Origin of the sequence: Rhodococcus sp. 06-156-4 (assembly GCF_002259345.1) — a bacterium.
GTDB lineage: Bacteria > Actinomycetota > Actinomycetes > Mycobacteriales > Mycobacteriaceae > Rhodococcoides > Rhodococcoides fascians_E.
On sequence record NZ_NPGB01000008.1, the window covers coordinates 487,637 to 500,903 of the forward strand.

The following is a 13,267-nucleotide window of genomic DNA, read 5'->3' on the forward strand; positions in this document are numbered from 1 at the left end:
GTGGTCCTGTGCGATTAGGGGTGCTCGACGTCGGAAGCAACACGGTGCATCTGTTGGTGGTGGATGCGCACCGCGGTGGTCACCCCACACCGATGAGCTCGTCGAAGGCCACGCTGCGACTGTCCGAGAACACCGACGCCGACGGCAACATCACCCGCGAAGGCGCAGACCGGCTGGTGAACGAGGTAGGCGACTTCGCGTCGATCGCGACGAAGTCCGGTTGCGAGGAGCTCATGGCCTTCGCCACGTCGGCGGTGCGTGACGCACACAACAGCGACGATGTTCTGGCCCGCGTTCAGCGTGAAACGGGCGTCGCGCTGCAGACGTTGTCCGGTGTCGACGAAGCCCGTCTGACGTTCCTCGCAGTCCGCCGCTGGTACGGGTGGAGCGCCGGTCGCATCCTGAACCTCGACATCGGCGGAGGGTCGCTCGAGCTGACCTCGGGAACCGATGAGGACCCCGACGTCGCGTTCTCCCTTCAACTCGGCGCAGGCCGCTTGACCAGGGATTGGCTCGACGGTGACCCGCCGGGCAAGCGTCGCGTCGCGGTCCTGCGTGACTGGCTCGACGCCGAGCTCGCGACCCCGGCGAAGGAACTGCTGGCCGCTGGCGAACCTGATCGTGCCGTCGGAACGTCGAAGACGTTCCGGTCGCTCGCCCGGCTGACCGGAGCGGCGCCGTCGGCAGCAGGTCCGCGAGTGACCCGGACGCTGACGGCGAACGGTCTCAGGCAACTCATAGCCTTCATAACGAGGATGACTGCATCCGACCGTGCAGAATTGGAAGGAGTCAGCGCCGACCGATCACCGCAATTGGTGGCCGGGGCGTTGGTGGCAGAGGCGAGTATGCGAGCACTGTCGGTCGAGCAGATCGAGATATGCCCGTGGGCGCTGAGGGAAGGTTTGATTTTGCGGAAGCTGGACACCGAAACGGACGGCGATCTGGTGGTGCGGTCGACATGAGCGAGAACAACACCGATCCGGAGGACACCGGACAGATCTCCGTAGCCGAACTGCTCGCTCGCAACGGACAGAAGTCGACGTCGTCGAGCACCGGTGGACGCCGTCGACGCGGCGTCAAGGGCGGCATCTCCGTAGCGGAACTGACCGGCGAAATTCCCGTCGTCCGCGCCGAGCCCGCATCCGACGAGGCCCCGGTGATCGCCACGGACTCCAAGCAGGTGCCTGCGCAGGCCCCGGCGCCGGTCCGCACGCGCGAGACCGACGAACCGGAACCCGAGTTGCTGTCCGGATCGACGACGGCAGCCGGCGACCTGATGAACCGAGCTCACGACGAGGCCGACGAGCGGCGACCGTACGGCTCGACGGCGTCGCAGCGTCCGGTGCCCGCGGCGGGTCGACGCACGCCCGACGAGACCTCACGTTCCACGTCCGGCAGGCAGACGACCGGATTCGTGGCCCGTCCCCGCCCGTCGCGCCCGGAGCCGTCCGCCGCGACACCTGCGGACGCAGAACCGAAGACCGACGTCACGCCCAAGCCTGTTGTGCCCCCGAAGGCGGCAGGCCCGGCAGTCACGTCCACACCGGCAGCAACGTCGAGCCCAGCGACGCGTGCGTTCGCTCGACGTGACGACGCAGACGAGAAAGCGCTCGCCGAGGAGGAGACGACGCAGACTCCTGACCTGGTGAAGAAGGTCGCAGCGCTCGCCGACACCGAGGACGCTCCAGCCGAGGACAGCACTGCCGAGAACAGCACTGTCCCGGACAGGGACGCCTCCGCCGAGAGCGTCGAGGAGACGGACGAGTCGCAGCCGAGAGCCGAGAAGAAGGATGCCGCCAAGCAGTGGCTCGGGCTCGCAGGCCAGGGTGTTGTGGCGGTGGTCGTCGGCGCGCTGTTGTTCAAGGGCTTCGAAAGGCTGTGGGACGTCCTGCCGTGGGTGGCGCTCGTTCTCGCGGTTCTGGTGATCGTCGGTCTCGTTGCCGTCGTGCGGATCCTGCGCCGCACCGACGACCTCGTCAGCATGGTGATCGCCGTTGTGGTCGGTGTGTTCGTGACGCTCGGTCCATTGGCGTTTCAACTGAGTACTGGCTGACAGGCGCTCGGGTGTCGGGCGTAGCTGTCGGGTTGTCCACTGCCTCGGTGTATCCGCAGAACACCGAAGCGGCGTTTCGATACGCCGCCGAGTTGGGTTACGACGGCATCGAGCTGATGGTCTGGGCGGAGTCGGTGAGCCAGGATGCGGAGGCCGTACGGGCGTTGACCCGCAAATACGGCGTCCCGGTCCTGGCGATCCACGCGCCGTGCCTGCTCATCTCGCAACGCGTGTGGGGTGCGGATCCGGTGGCGAAGCTCGAGCGTTCGGTGCGTACGGCGGAGCAGTTGGGTGCGGCGACCGTCGTCGTCCATCCGCCGTTCCGGTGGCAGAAGAAGTACGCCGAGGGCTTCGGTGACCAGGTCGCCGAGCTGGAATCCGCGTCCGAGGTCGTGGTGGCCGTGGAAAACATGTTCCCGATGCGCGCGGACCGATTCTTCGGGCGCAAGGAAGGCTCGGCGGCGAGGCTCCGCAAGCGTGGTGGGCCGGGGGCTGCGGTGTCGGCGTTCGCGCCCTCGTACGATCCGACGGATTCCGGCCACGCGCATTACACCCTCGACCTGTCGCACACCGCGACCGCCGGGACCGACGCCGTCGACATGATGGACCGGATGGGCGACGGGCTCGCGCACCTGCATCTCGCCGACGGTCGGGGCGCGTCGATCGACGAGCATCTGATCCCGGGCCACGGAGATCAGCCGTGCGGACAGGTCTGCGCCGAGTTGGTTCGCCGCGGCTTCCGCGGGCAGGCGGTGATCGAGATCAACACTCAGAACGCACGAACTCTGCCGGAGAGAGCATCGATGCTCGGCCAGGCCCTCGCGTTCGCACGCCGCCACCTGGCGTGAGCGCACCAGTACGTCCCGATTCGAAAGGCACGCCACCGATGACCAGCCCCTTCGCCGCGGCGACGACGTTGACCCCGCTGGAGAGATCCGAGTTCGAAGGCAGCTACGGCGCGGTCATCGATTCGATCTGGACGATCGGGCCGAAGGTGCACGGAGGCACGATGCTGGCGACGTGCGCCGCCGCAGCGAAGGCGCAGCTGGGGGACGAGGGAGTACAGCCACTTGCCGTCAGTGTCAGCTACCTCAGCGCACCCGACCCGGGTGAGGTGCACCTGACCGCAGTACTTCGCAAACGCGGAAAGCAGGTCTCGCACGTCGACGTCGAGATGACGCAGGGCGGACGTGCCGCGGTTCGTGCAGTCGTCACCCTGGGGCGGCCGGACACCGACACTCCCCGGCACACGGTGGAATCGTCGCTGGCGTCGATGCCTGCCGCGCCGCCGCCGGAGACGGATGCGATCGGCGGCGAGCATCCGATGGCGTCGATCGTGCACCTGGCACAGGGGTGCGAGATGCGGATCGACCCGACGTCGGCGCACTTCCTCACGGGACAGCAGGGCGAACCCGAAGTTCGCATGTGGGTCAGGCCCCGGCCGGGCGACGAGAACGACGTGGACACGGCAGCCCTGTTCGCGCTGATGACGGGCGACATCTGCGCACCCGTGACGATGAACCGAGGGATGTTCGGCTGGGCGCCGACTGTGCAGTTGACGACCTACCTGCGCAAGCAGCCTGCACCGGGATGGCTCCGGGTCGCCGCGAGCAGCACCGTCATCGGCGGAACGTGGTTCGAGGAGGATCACCTGGTGCTCGACGAGACGGGCGACGTCGTCGTGCAGAGCAGGCAGTTGGCGATGGTGCCCCGGTAGCGTTCGGCGACTCCCGGGCCGCAATCTACGCTTGTCACCCATGACGAGAATTGCAGTAATCGGAGGCGGGCGGATCGGCGAGGCGCTGATCGCCGGACTGCTCGAAGCAGGCCACGCAGTCCGCGACCTGGTGGTCGCCGAGAAGTTCGAGGCCCGGGCGGCCGAGCTCGCATCCACCTTCGGAATCCTCACGACCTCGATCTCGGAGGCGTCGGAGAACGCGGACGTCATCGTTCTCGCCGTGAAGCCGGGCGACGTCGACGGCGTCATCACCGAGGTCGCGAAGATCGACCTGGACGGCGAGCGTGAACAGCTGATCGTGTCGTTGGCCGCCGGAGTCCCGACGTCGAAGTTCGAGCCGAAGCTGCCCGCAGGTTTTCCCGTCGTCCGAGTCATGCCGAACACACCGATGCTCGTCGGCGAAGGCGTCAGCGTCCTCGCGCCCGGTCGGTACGCCAAGACCGAACACCTCGAACTGGTCGAGAAGATCCTGTCCTCGGTGGGCAAGGTCGTCGTCGTCAAGGAGAATCAGCTCGACGCGGTGACCGCGGTGTCCGGTTCCGGTCCGGCGTACTTCTTTCTCGTCGCCGAGGCGATGATCGACGCCGGTGTCGGATTGGGGCTGCCACGGGATGTGGCGTCGGCGCTCGTCGTTCAGACGATGATCGGCTCGGGTGCGATGCTGGATCGCTCCGACGACACCCCGACCGAGCTGCGCTACGCAGTGACCTCACCTGGGGGAACGACGGCGGCAGCGGTGCGCCGGCTCGAGGAGGGCGGTCTACGGACTGCGTTCTTCGACGCGTTGTCCGCAGCCAACGATCGTGCAGCTGAGATGGGCGTCACACCAGAATAAAAAATCAGTTCCCTACACCCGTCGCAGTAACCCCATTGGTCACGTTAAGCTCACAGGTAGCACGTGCGTGTCTGTTCGGCAGGAGGGGAAGCCTGCCGCGCGAGACGTGCCGGAGGTAAGTGGATTGATGGTGCCTGCAAACAAGCCGGTCAAGAGTGCGTCCCAGGACGGACAGTCAGCTGTCGCTGGAACGCAGTTCCTCACGGTCGCGGAGGTCGCGACCCTGATGAGGGTGTCGAAAATGACTGTGTACCGATTGGTGCACGGCGGAGAGTTGCCTGCTGTGCGAGTGGGTCGATCGTTCCGTGTGCATGCCAAGGCTGTGCACGATTACCTCGAGACCTCGTACTTCGACGCAGGCTGAGCGGCCCGAGAGTCGTCGGCGGTACACCTCGCCGAGCCGGTTTCGTGGAACCAGGTCCACCCCGGTAAGGTGAGGTTTCGTCGTGGTCGAGTAATATCGACACTCGTGCCAGGAGCTTCAAGAGCTTCGTCGGTTGCATCGAGCTTCGGCAAACGAGGCCCGAGCGCCAGCTTGGGGATCGACGGCTCGGTCCGCAGTACGTGGGCGGATGGGTTCGAGGCTGCCAGGTAGGCGTACGCAACTTGCGTGCGCGAAACGCTAGAGAAGAACGTGAGGACACCCGCCATGGGTTCAGTGATCAAGAAGCGTCGCAAGCGCATGTCGAAGAAGAAGCACCGCAAGCTGCTTCGCCGTACCCGCGTTCAGCGCAGGAAACTCGGCAAGTAAATCTCGTCTCGACGGGCCCGTCACCTCGCAGGAGGTGTCGGGCCTTTCGTGTGTCATGGGACCGCTTGTTGCGTTTTCCACTGTCCTCGCATCTTCCGCGGATTCCAGTAGGCTTGCCGCCAGCGGTAATCAATCGGGGGTGTGAGTGACTTCGAACGAGCGAGGCGTCGCGGCGCCGAAGGTAGTGCTGGTCACCGGCGCGAGCCGCTTCCTCGGCGGATATCTCGTCACCAGACTTGCGCAGAACCCGGCTGTCGAGCGCGTCATCGCCGTCGACGCACAGTCACCGAGCAAAGACCTGTTGCGACGCATGGGCCGCGCGGAATTCGTGCGCGCCGACATCCGCAACCCGCTGATCGGCAAGGTCCTCCGGAACGCCAACGTGGACACGGTGGTGCACGCCGCCACCATCACCAAACCGCCCCGCTCGGGTGGTCGCGCCACGATGAAGGACCTCAACGTCATCGGGGCCATGCAGCTGTTCGCCGTGTGCCAGAAGTCTCCGTCGGTACAGAAGGTGGTCCTCCGTTCCTCGTCCTCGGTGTACGGGTGCAGTGCGAAGGATCCGGTGAAGTTCACCGAGGAGATGAGCGCCAGGCGGCCGCCGTCCGGAGCATTCGCCCGGGACACGATCGACATCGAGGGCTACATCCGCGGCCTCGGTCGGCGCCGCCCGGACATCGCCGTGTCGATCCTGCGGATGGCTCCGCTGATCGGTCCACGACTGAACGGGTCCATCTCGCGATACATGACGTCTCCGATCATTCCCAGCATCATCGGCCGCGACGCGAGGATGCAGCTGCTGCACGAGGAGGACGCACTCGCCGCGCTCGAACGAGCCACCGTCAGCGGTCCCGCGGGCACCTTCAACGTCGGCGCAGACGGCACCATCATGCTGTCGCAGGCCATCAGACGCGCAGGCCGTATCGAGGTACCCGTCCCGTTCGCGCTGTTCAAGAGCGTCGGGCGCGCCCTCATGGGATCGATGATGCGGGAGTTCACAACCGAACAGTTGGACTACTTCCACTTCGGCTGCGGACTCGACACCACTCGTATGCGATCGGACCTCGGATTCGAGCCTCGATGGACTACGGTTCAGGCATTCGACGATTTCGTTCGAGGCGCGGCGCTACGGCCGGTACTTCGCACGGAATGGGTCGATTCGGTGGAACAGCACGCACTGCGCGCAGTCGACGGCGGCGCTGCCGTCACCAAGGCAGCACTGACGGCTGTGTCGGGTTCAGGACGGGAGGGGTGAACGAGGTGGCGAAGGTAATCCCGCTGCACGGCACCGGTTCCGGACGCGACGGAGCCGGTCGAGAGCGCGCTGCCCGCGCACGTGCCGACAACAACCGTGCCGATACCGGTGCGGCGAGCAGCCGTAGCAGACACCCGTCGTCGTACGCCGAGCCGACGCCGCCGATCCCACTGCTCACGCCGACCGAATCCACGGCCCACCCCACCGCGGCGACGGAGCCGTCACAGATCGACGACGTCAAGGCGAAGATCGTCGACACCATCTCGGAGACAGCGGAATTCGTGCGCCGCCGTCTCGCGGGCGATTACACGGTCGACGAGTTCGGATACGATCCTCATTTCGCCGACGCCGTCTGGCTGCCGCTGCTGCGACCTCTGTTCGACAAATGGTTCCGTGTCGAGATCAAGGGAATCGAGAACATCCCCGACGACGGTGGCGCGCTCGTCGTCGCCAACCACGCAGGGGTCATTCCCGTCGACGCGCTGATGACGTCGGTCGCCGTCCGTGACCACCATCCTGCGCACCGCCCGTTGCGAATGTTGGCCGCCGACATGGCGTTCGAGATGCCGGGCGTCGGAACCATCGCTCGAAAGGCAGGGCACACCCTCGCCTGCAACCCGGACGCAGAACGTCTGCTTCGTATGGGTGAGGTCGCTGCGGTGTTCCCCGAGGGGTTCAAGGGCATCGGCAAGCCGTTCAGCGAGCGGTACAAGCTGCAGCGGTTCGGTCGCGGCGGATTCGTGTCCGCCGCTCTGAAAACCGGTGCGCCGATCATTCCGTGCTCCATCGTCGGTTCGGAGGAGATCTATCCGAAGATCGGCGACATCACGCCGCTCGCACGTCTGATGGGTATGCCGTACTTCCCGGTCACGCCGTTCTTTCCGCATCTCGGGCCGCTCGGTCTCGTTCCGTTGCCCTCGAAGTGGTACATCGAATTCGGTAAGCCGATCTACACCGACTCGTACGACGCGCAGGCGTCGGAGGACCCGATGGTGTTGTTCGAACTGACCGACCACGTCCGTGAAACCATCCAGCACACCCTGTACCGACTGCTGGCCAAGCGCCGCAATGTCTTTCTCGGGTAGGCAGTAACCTCGCCGGTGTGCTGATCAGAGACACCGTCACCGAAGATCTCCCGTCGATTCTCGACATCCACAACGACGCCATCCGGAACACGACGGCAATCTGGGACGAAACCGAAGTCGGTCTCGACGAGCGGATGGACTGGCTCGACGGCCGACTCCGCGCCGGATACCCCGTGCTCACCGCAGTCGTCGACGGCGCAGTCGCGGGGTATGCGTCGTACGCGCAGTGGCGCCCGAAGAGCGGATACCGTCTCACCGTCGAACATTCCGTGTACGTCGGTAGCGACTTCCACCGTCGCGGAATCGCCAGCGCCTTGATGGCCGAACTGATCGCCCGGGCATCCGCCGCGGGGATCCATGCGCTCGTCGGGGTCATCGAATCACGAAACACGACGTCGATAGCGCTGCACGAGAAGTTCGGATTCGTCACCGTCGGGCAGATGCCCGAGGTCGGCATCAAGTTCGACCGGTGGCTCGATCTCACCTTGATGCAGTTGACGCTCTAACGCCTGCTCAGGCTCGGCGGCGGCCGATTACCGCGGCGAGGCCGCCGCCGACGGCACCGAGCGCGAGGGCCGTCGGGACGCCGATCTTGGCCGCCTTGCGGCCGGTGCGGAAGTCGCGGATCTCCCAGCCCCGATTCTTCGCCAGCTCGCGCAGGTCCGCGTCGGGATTGACTGCAACTGCAGTTCCGACGAGCGAGAGCATCGGCACGTCGTTGTGACTGTCGGAGTACGCGGTACACCGCTTGAGGTTGAGGCCCTCGCGTACGGCCAGGGTGCGGACGGCGTGAGCCTTGCCGAGACCGTGCAGGATGTCGCCGACGAGCCTGCCGGTGAAGATGCCGTCGTTGCTCTCGGCCACGGTTCCCAGCGCGCCGGTGAGACCGAGGCGTTCGGCGATGATCTGGGCCAACTCGAGCGGGGTCGCGGTCACCAGCCACACCTGTTGGCCGGCGTCGAGGTGCATCTGAGCGAGTGTTGCGGTGCCCGGCCAGATCTTGTCCGCGATCAGTTCGTCGTAGATCTCCTCGCCGAGCAGACGCAGCTCCGCGGTGGAGCGACCCTTGATGAAGGACAGCGCCTTCTCGCGGCCGCTCGCGACGTCGTCGCTGTTCTCCTTGCCGCTGACCCGGAACTTGACCTGCTGCCAGGCGAACTGCGCTAGGTCGCTACTGGTGAAGTACTTGCGCGCTGCGAGCCCGCGCGCGAAGTGAATGATCGACGCACCCTGCACCATCGTGTTGTCGACGTCGAAGAACGCTGCCGCGGTGAGGTCGAGTGGGACCGAACCTCCCGACTCGGCCTGCAGCGCTATCGCAGCATCGGCACTGGCCTCGCCTGCGACATTCGCGCGCACCTGTGCATCCGACGGACCGAGTGGATTACGGAGTCGCCGCTTGCGGCGCTTGTCCTCCCGCGGATGCTCCGTGTCGACCATGACCTCGTCCGGCACCTCGGTGATGGGAAGGTCGGGCGTCTCGGCGCTCGTGTCCGGGTCGCTGCTCCCGAGCGGGCCGTCAGGAGTACTTCCAGGCGTCTCGGAACCCCCGTTGCTCATCACGCGCACCTCCATGTTCGAGCACTGCCCCAAACCCTAGTCCGTAGCTCTCCGCGGGGAGTCCCTCGCACTCGGTCACCCCCACCGAGGACCCGCAGGCTCCACCCACGTGCGACCGGGTCGTTCCTGCAGGCTCCACTCCTGTGTGACCTTCGTCTCTCTACTGTGGGTGAGAGGGTGGACGGTATGACTACAGCTGGTCCCACCGTGGTTCTTCTCACCCGAGCCGGATGTCACACATGTGTGGCCGCCTTCGAGCGATTGGTGGCGGTCTGCAGCGAGTTCGGGGTGACGCCGACGTCCACCGACGTCGACGAAGTCGCGAAAACTATGCCTGACCTGCGCGCGGAGTACGGCGACCGCGTCCCTGTCGTGCTGCTCGACGGCCGCGAACACAGTTACTGGGAGGTCGACGAACCACGTCTACGTGCCGATCTCGCAGCCAGAAGGGCACCCTAATAACGGGCCGTCGGTGCTCGCTTTGCAGGTGAGAGCCCCTCTAGCACGGATGCAGCGACTTTGTTCATTCGTTCACAAGCAGTTACCGTGGTGTCGGCGCAGGAATGGAACTGCGTGCAGTTTCTGGTGAGAGAAGCCCGCGGATCAGCGTGAAGACCGGCCGTCGCAGCCGATCGGACGAGGAGCCATGAACGTGACCGAAGAGCGCCCGGCCATGCCGGCTGGTGTCGACCGGTCACCTGGTGTCGATCCAGCCCGATCGGGCACTGCCGAACGGGTCATCCCACAGGCTACGGTGACGCGATTGGCCACCTACTTGCGGGTCCTCGGAATCCTCGCCGACGACGGCGTTCTGATCGTTTCGAGTGAAGAACTCGCCACTGCCGCCGGAGTCGGATCGGCCAAACTTCGCAAGGATCTTTCTTTTCTCGGGCCCAACGGTGTCCGCGGCGTCGGTTACGACGTTCTGCGACTGCGCGCCAAGATCGAGACCGCACTGGGACTGGACCGCGGGCACAAGGTGGTGCTCGTCGGCGTCGGAAACCTCGGCGAGGCCCTCGCTCGCTACGGAGGATTCGGCCGTCGTGGCTTCTCCATGGTGGGTCTGTTCGACCGCAACCCCGAGCGGGTCGGCCTCGACATCGACGGACTCCGCGTCCAGCACGTCGACCGGCTCGAAACGTCGTGCCGTGAACTGGAAGCGACCATCGGCGTCATCGCCACCCCCGACGATTCGGCCCAGGACGTGGCGTCGGCGTTCGTCGCCGGCGGAGTCCAGAGCATCCTCAGCTTCTCTCCGGTGACGCTGGACGTTCCCGACGCAGTGGAGGTCCGTCGCGTGGATCTGGCCGTCGAGATGCAGGTCCTGTCGTTCAACAGCTCCCGCAACGACGCGTCCGCGCTGTCGGCAGCGCCGCGGCTCGGCAGAAGCAGAGGCCCCCGCGTCACGCCCGGTTCTCTAGCAAGTTCGGCGCAATCCGCGCTCGGTACCCCGGTAAGTAGTTCGGCAAGCAGTAGCTTTACACAGAACGGATCGGTGATTACACCGTGAGTGTCCTCCTCGTCGGGATTTCGCATCGAAGCGCTCCCGTCGCAGTCCTCGAGCGTGTCGCCATCACGGAGACCGACCGTCCGAAGTTGACGGACAAGCTGATGGCCAGCGGAAACATATCCGAGGTCATGGTCGTGTCGACGTGCAACCGCGTCGAGGTCTACGCCGTCGTCGACGCCTTCCACGGTGCGCTCGCATCGGTGGGGGAGATCCTGGCCGAGCACTCCGGTCTGATGGTTCCCGAGCTGACCAAGCACGCCTACGTTCGCTACAGCGAAGCCGCTGTGGAGCACCTGTTCGCCGTCGCCAGCGGACTGGACTCGATGGTCATCGGTGAACAGCAGATCCTCGGTCAGATCCGTGCCGCGTACGCGGCATCCGATGCCTCGCAGGCGTCGGGACGTGTTCTGCACGAACTGGCCCAACAGGCACTGCGTGTCGGCAAGCGTGTGCACTCCGAAACCGGGATCGACGCCGCAGGCGCATCCGTCGTGTCGGTGGCGCTCGACCGCGCCGCCGCACTGTTCGGCGGCAGCCTCGAAGGCCGAACCGCTGTCGTGCTGGGCGCAGGGGCCATGGGCGGGCTGTCCGTGGCTCATCTCGGTCGGGCCGGAATCGGCTCGCTGGTCGTCGTCAACCGCACTCGTGAGCGTGCGGACCACCTGGCCGAGACCGCGGTGTCGGCCGGTGTCGCAGCAACCTCCGTCGACCTCGACGACCTCGCATCCGCCCTCGCCGACGCAGACGTGCTCGTCACCTGTACCGGCGCGGTCGGCGCCGTCGTCTCGCTCGCGGACGCCCACCACGCGCTCGCGCAGCGAGAAGCAGGCCGGCCGCTCGCCGTGTGCGACCTGGGACTGCCCCGCGACGTGGATCCGGCAGTCGCAGGACTCCCCGGAATCAGCGTGTTCGACATGGAGTCGCTGCAACGCGACCCCGCAGCCGGAGCGGCCTCGTCGGACGCGTCGGCGGCCCGCGAAATCGTGTCCTCCGAGCTTTCCGGCTACCTGGCGGGCCAGCGGCTCGCCGAGGTGACGCCGACGGTCACCGCGCTGCGCCAGCGCGCAGCGGAGGTCGTCGAAGGCGAGCTCATGCGTCTGGAATCGAGATTGCCCGGCCTGGACTCACCGCAGCGCGACGAGGTCGCGAGGACGGTGCGGCGCGTCGTCGACAAGCTTCTTCACTCTCCGACGGTCCGGGTCAAGCAGCTCGCCACCACCCCGGGTGGGGACTCGTACGCGGCTGCTCTGCGCGAACTGTTCGAGCTGAGTCCGGGCACGGTCGAGGCCGTCGCGAGCCCGATCGAGATCAACGGAATGGAACTCGTGGACGACTTCACCGCCAGCCGCACCGATGGTCGGAAGGGACAGTCGGAGTGAGCGTGAGTGAAAAGAATGTCGTTCGGATCGGAACGCGAGGGTCTCTGCTCGCCACGACGCAGGCCGAGACGGTCCGTCAGGGCTTGATCGCAGCAGGCCTCGACGCCGAACTCGTCATCGTCAAGACTGCGGGCGATCTGTCCGCTGCTCCGGTGCAGACCATCGGCGTCGGTGTCTTCACCGCCGCGCTGCGCGAGGCTCTCATCGACGGCAAGGTCGACATCGCGGTCCACTCCTACAAGGATCTGCCGACCGCACCCGACGAGCGCTTCGTCATCGCGGCAATCCCGCCCCGCGAGGATCCGCGCGACGCACTCGTCGCACGCGACGGCCTCGTTCTCGGCGAACTGCCCGCAGGCGCGAGGATCGGAACTTCGGCGCCGCGTCGCGCGGCGCAACTTCGAGCTCTGGGGCAGGGGCTCGACGTTCAGCCGCTACGCGGAAACCTCGACACCCGCATCGGCAAGGTCGCCTCGGGCGAACTCGACGCCGTCGTCGTGGCTCGGGCCGGACTGGCCCGCATCGGCCGCCTGGACGTCGTCACCGAGGCTCTCGACCCGGTCCAGATGCTGCCCGCGCCCGCTCAAGGTGCCCTCGCCGTCGAATGTCGGTCCGCGGACGTCGACCTCATCGAGGTGGTCCGCACACTGGACGACGCCAACGCGCGGGCATCCGTCGCCGCGGAACGTGGACTGCTGGCCGAGCTGGAGGCGGGATGCACCGCTCCCGTCGGAGCCATCGCCGAGGTCGTCGAATCCATCGACGAGGACGGGCGAGTGTTCGACGAGTTGTCGGTCCGTGGATGTGTCGCGGCAATCGACGGCAGCGACAGCATCCGAGCGTCCATCGTCGGCGCAGTGTCCGGCGCCGAGGAACTCGGTCGCGATCTCGCCCGCGAACTCCTGGACCTCGGTGCCCGGGATCTCGTCGCGGTGACCGAACCTGCACCCGCAGCCGGTTCCGCCGCTACCGGGGGAGCCGACCATGTCTAGGTCCATCACGGCTCCGACACGCGGACGAGCCAAACGCAGGGCCCCTCGGCCACCTGTGCGCGGCGGCGCGATAGCGACCGCGCGACTGATACCGAAACGGGGCCCG

General features: G+C 66.4%; 15 protein-coding genes. 14 read left to right on the forward strand and 1 reads right to left on the reverse strand.

Annotation, left to right across the window (positions count from 1 at the left end; all coding sequences use genetic code 11):
• Positions 1-8 precede the first annotated feature (8 nt).
• From CH290_RS05620 to CH290_RS05665, 10 genes are all read left to right on the forward strand, one after another.
• Positions 9-962 (forward strand): Ppx/GppA family phosphatase, encoded by a 954-nt coding sequence (locus CH290_RS05620; protein WP_026348041.1) that lies wholly within the window; start codon positions 9-11, stop codon positions 960-962.
• The gene (locus tag CH290_RS05625) at positions 959-2,053 is read left to right on the forward strand and encodes an Rv0497 family membrane protein (RefSeq protein WP_033188651.1); all 1,095 of its coding nucleotides are present in this window, start codon (positions 959-961) and stop codon (positions 2,051-2,053) included. The genes CH290_RS05620 and CH290_RS05625 overlap by 4 nt, the downstream gene beginning before the upstream one ends.
• An 11-nt stretch (positions 2,054-2,064) precedes the next feature.
• Positions 2,065-2,901, forward strand: a complete 837-nt coding sequence (locus tag CH290_RS05630; protein ID WP_170947533.1) for a sugar phosphate isomerase/epimerase family protein — start codon at positions 2,065-2,067, stop codon at positions 2,899-2,901.
• A gap of 38 nt (positions 2,902-2,939) precedes the next feature.
• A complete protein-coding gene (locus CH290_RS05635) occupies positions 2,940-3,770 on the forward strand; it encodes a thioesterase family protein (RefSeq protein WP_019666515.1) in 831 nt (276 codons plus the stop codon).
• A gap of 40 nt (positions 3,771-3,810) precedes the next feature.
• Positions 3,811-4,626, forward strand: coding sequence for a pyrroline-5-carboxylate reductase (proC, locus tag CH290_RS05640; protein ID WP_019666514.1), 816 nt, complete (start codon positions 3,811-3,813; stop codon positions 4,624-4,626).
• A 127-nt stretch (positions 4,627-4,753) separates the two neighbouring features.
• Positions 4,754-4,990, forward strand: coding sequence for a helix-turn-helix domain-containing protein (locus tag CH290_RS05645; protein ID WP_019666513.1), 237 nt, complete (start codon positions 4,754-4,756; stop codon positions 4,988-4,990).
• 285 nt (positions 4,991-5,275) lie between these two features.
• Positions 5,276-5,377, forward strand: coding sequence for a 30S ribosomal protein bS22 (locus CH290_RS05650; protein ID WP_003402602.1), 102 nt, complete (start codon positions 5,276-5,278; stop codon positions 5,375-5,377).
• A 145-nt stretch (positions 5,378-5,522) separates the two neighbouring features.
• Entirely contained in the window at positions 5,523-6,635 is a 1,113-nt protein-coding gene (locus CH290_RS05655; RefSeq protein ID WP_170947532.1) for an NAD-dependent epimerase/dehydratase family protein, read from the forward strand.
• On the forward strand, positions 6,632-7,720 hold the full coding sequence (locus CH290_RS05660) for a lysophospholipid acyltransferase family protein (protein ID WP_019666510.1): 1,089 nt from the start codon (positions 6,632-6,634) through the stop codon (positions 7,718-7,720). The genes CH290_RS05655 and CH290_RS05660 overlap by 4 nt, the downstream gene beginning before the upstream one ends.
• A 17-nt stretch (positions 7,721-7,737) precedes the next feature.
• Positions 7,738-8,226 (forward strand): GNAT family N-acetyltransferase, encoded by a 489-nt coding sequence (locus CH290_RS05665; protein ID WP_019666509.1) that lies wholly within the window; start codon positions 7,738-7,740, stop codon positions 8,224-8,226.
• A gap of 7 nt (positions 8,227-8,233) precedes the next feature.
• Here the strand turns inward: CH290_RS05665 and CH290_RS05670 are convergent, their stop codons facing one another.
• On the reverse strand, positions 8,234-9,160 hold the full coding sequence (locus CH290_RS05670; protein WP_230620907.1) for an HAD family hydrolase: 927 nt from the start codon (positions 9,158-9,160) through the stop codon (positions 8,234-8,236).
• A 306-nt stretch (positions 9,161-9,466) separates the two neighbouring features.
• On the opposite strand from CH290_RS05670, the gene CH290_RS05675 reads away from it, so the two are divergent.
• From CH290_RS05675 to hemC, 4 genes are all read left to right on the forward strand, one after another.
• A complete protein-coding gene (locus CH290_RS05675) occupies positions 9,467-9,739 on the forward strand; it encodes a glutaredoxin family protein (RefSeq protein ID WP_026348038.1) in 273 nt (90 codons plus the stop codon).
• Between the two features lie 187 nt (positions 9,740-9,926).
• Entirely contained in the window at positions 9,927-10,790 is an 864-nt protein-coding gene (locus CH290_RS05680) for a redox-sensing transcriptional repressor Rex (RefSeq protein WP_019666506.1), read from the forward strand.
• A complete protein-coding gene (locus CH290_RS05685; RefSeq protein ID WP_019666505.1) occupies positions 10,787-12,169 on the forward strand; it encodes a glutamyl-tRNA reductase in 1,383 nt (460 codons plus the stop codon). The genes CH290_RS05680 and CH290_RS05685 overlap by 4 nt, the downstream gene beginning before the upstream one ends.
• A complete protein-coding gene (gene hemC, locus CH290_RS05690) occupies positions 12,166-13,161 on the forward strand; it encodes a hydroxymethylbilane synthase (protein WP_033188648.1) in 996 nt (331 codons plus the stop codon). The genes CH290_RS05685 and hemC overlap by 4 nt, the downstream gene beginning before the upstream one ends.
• The last annotated feature ends 106 nt before the right edge of the window (positions 13,162-13,267 follow it).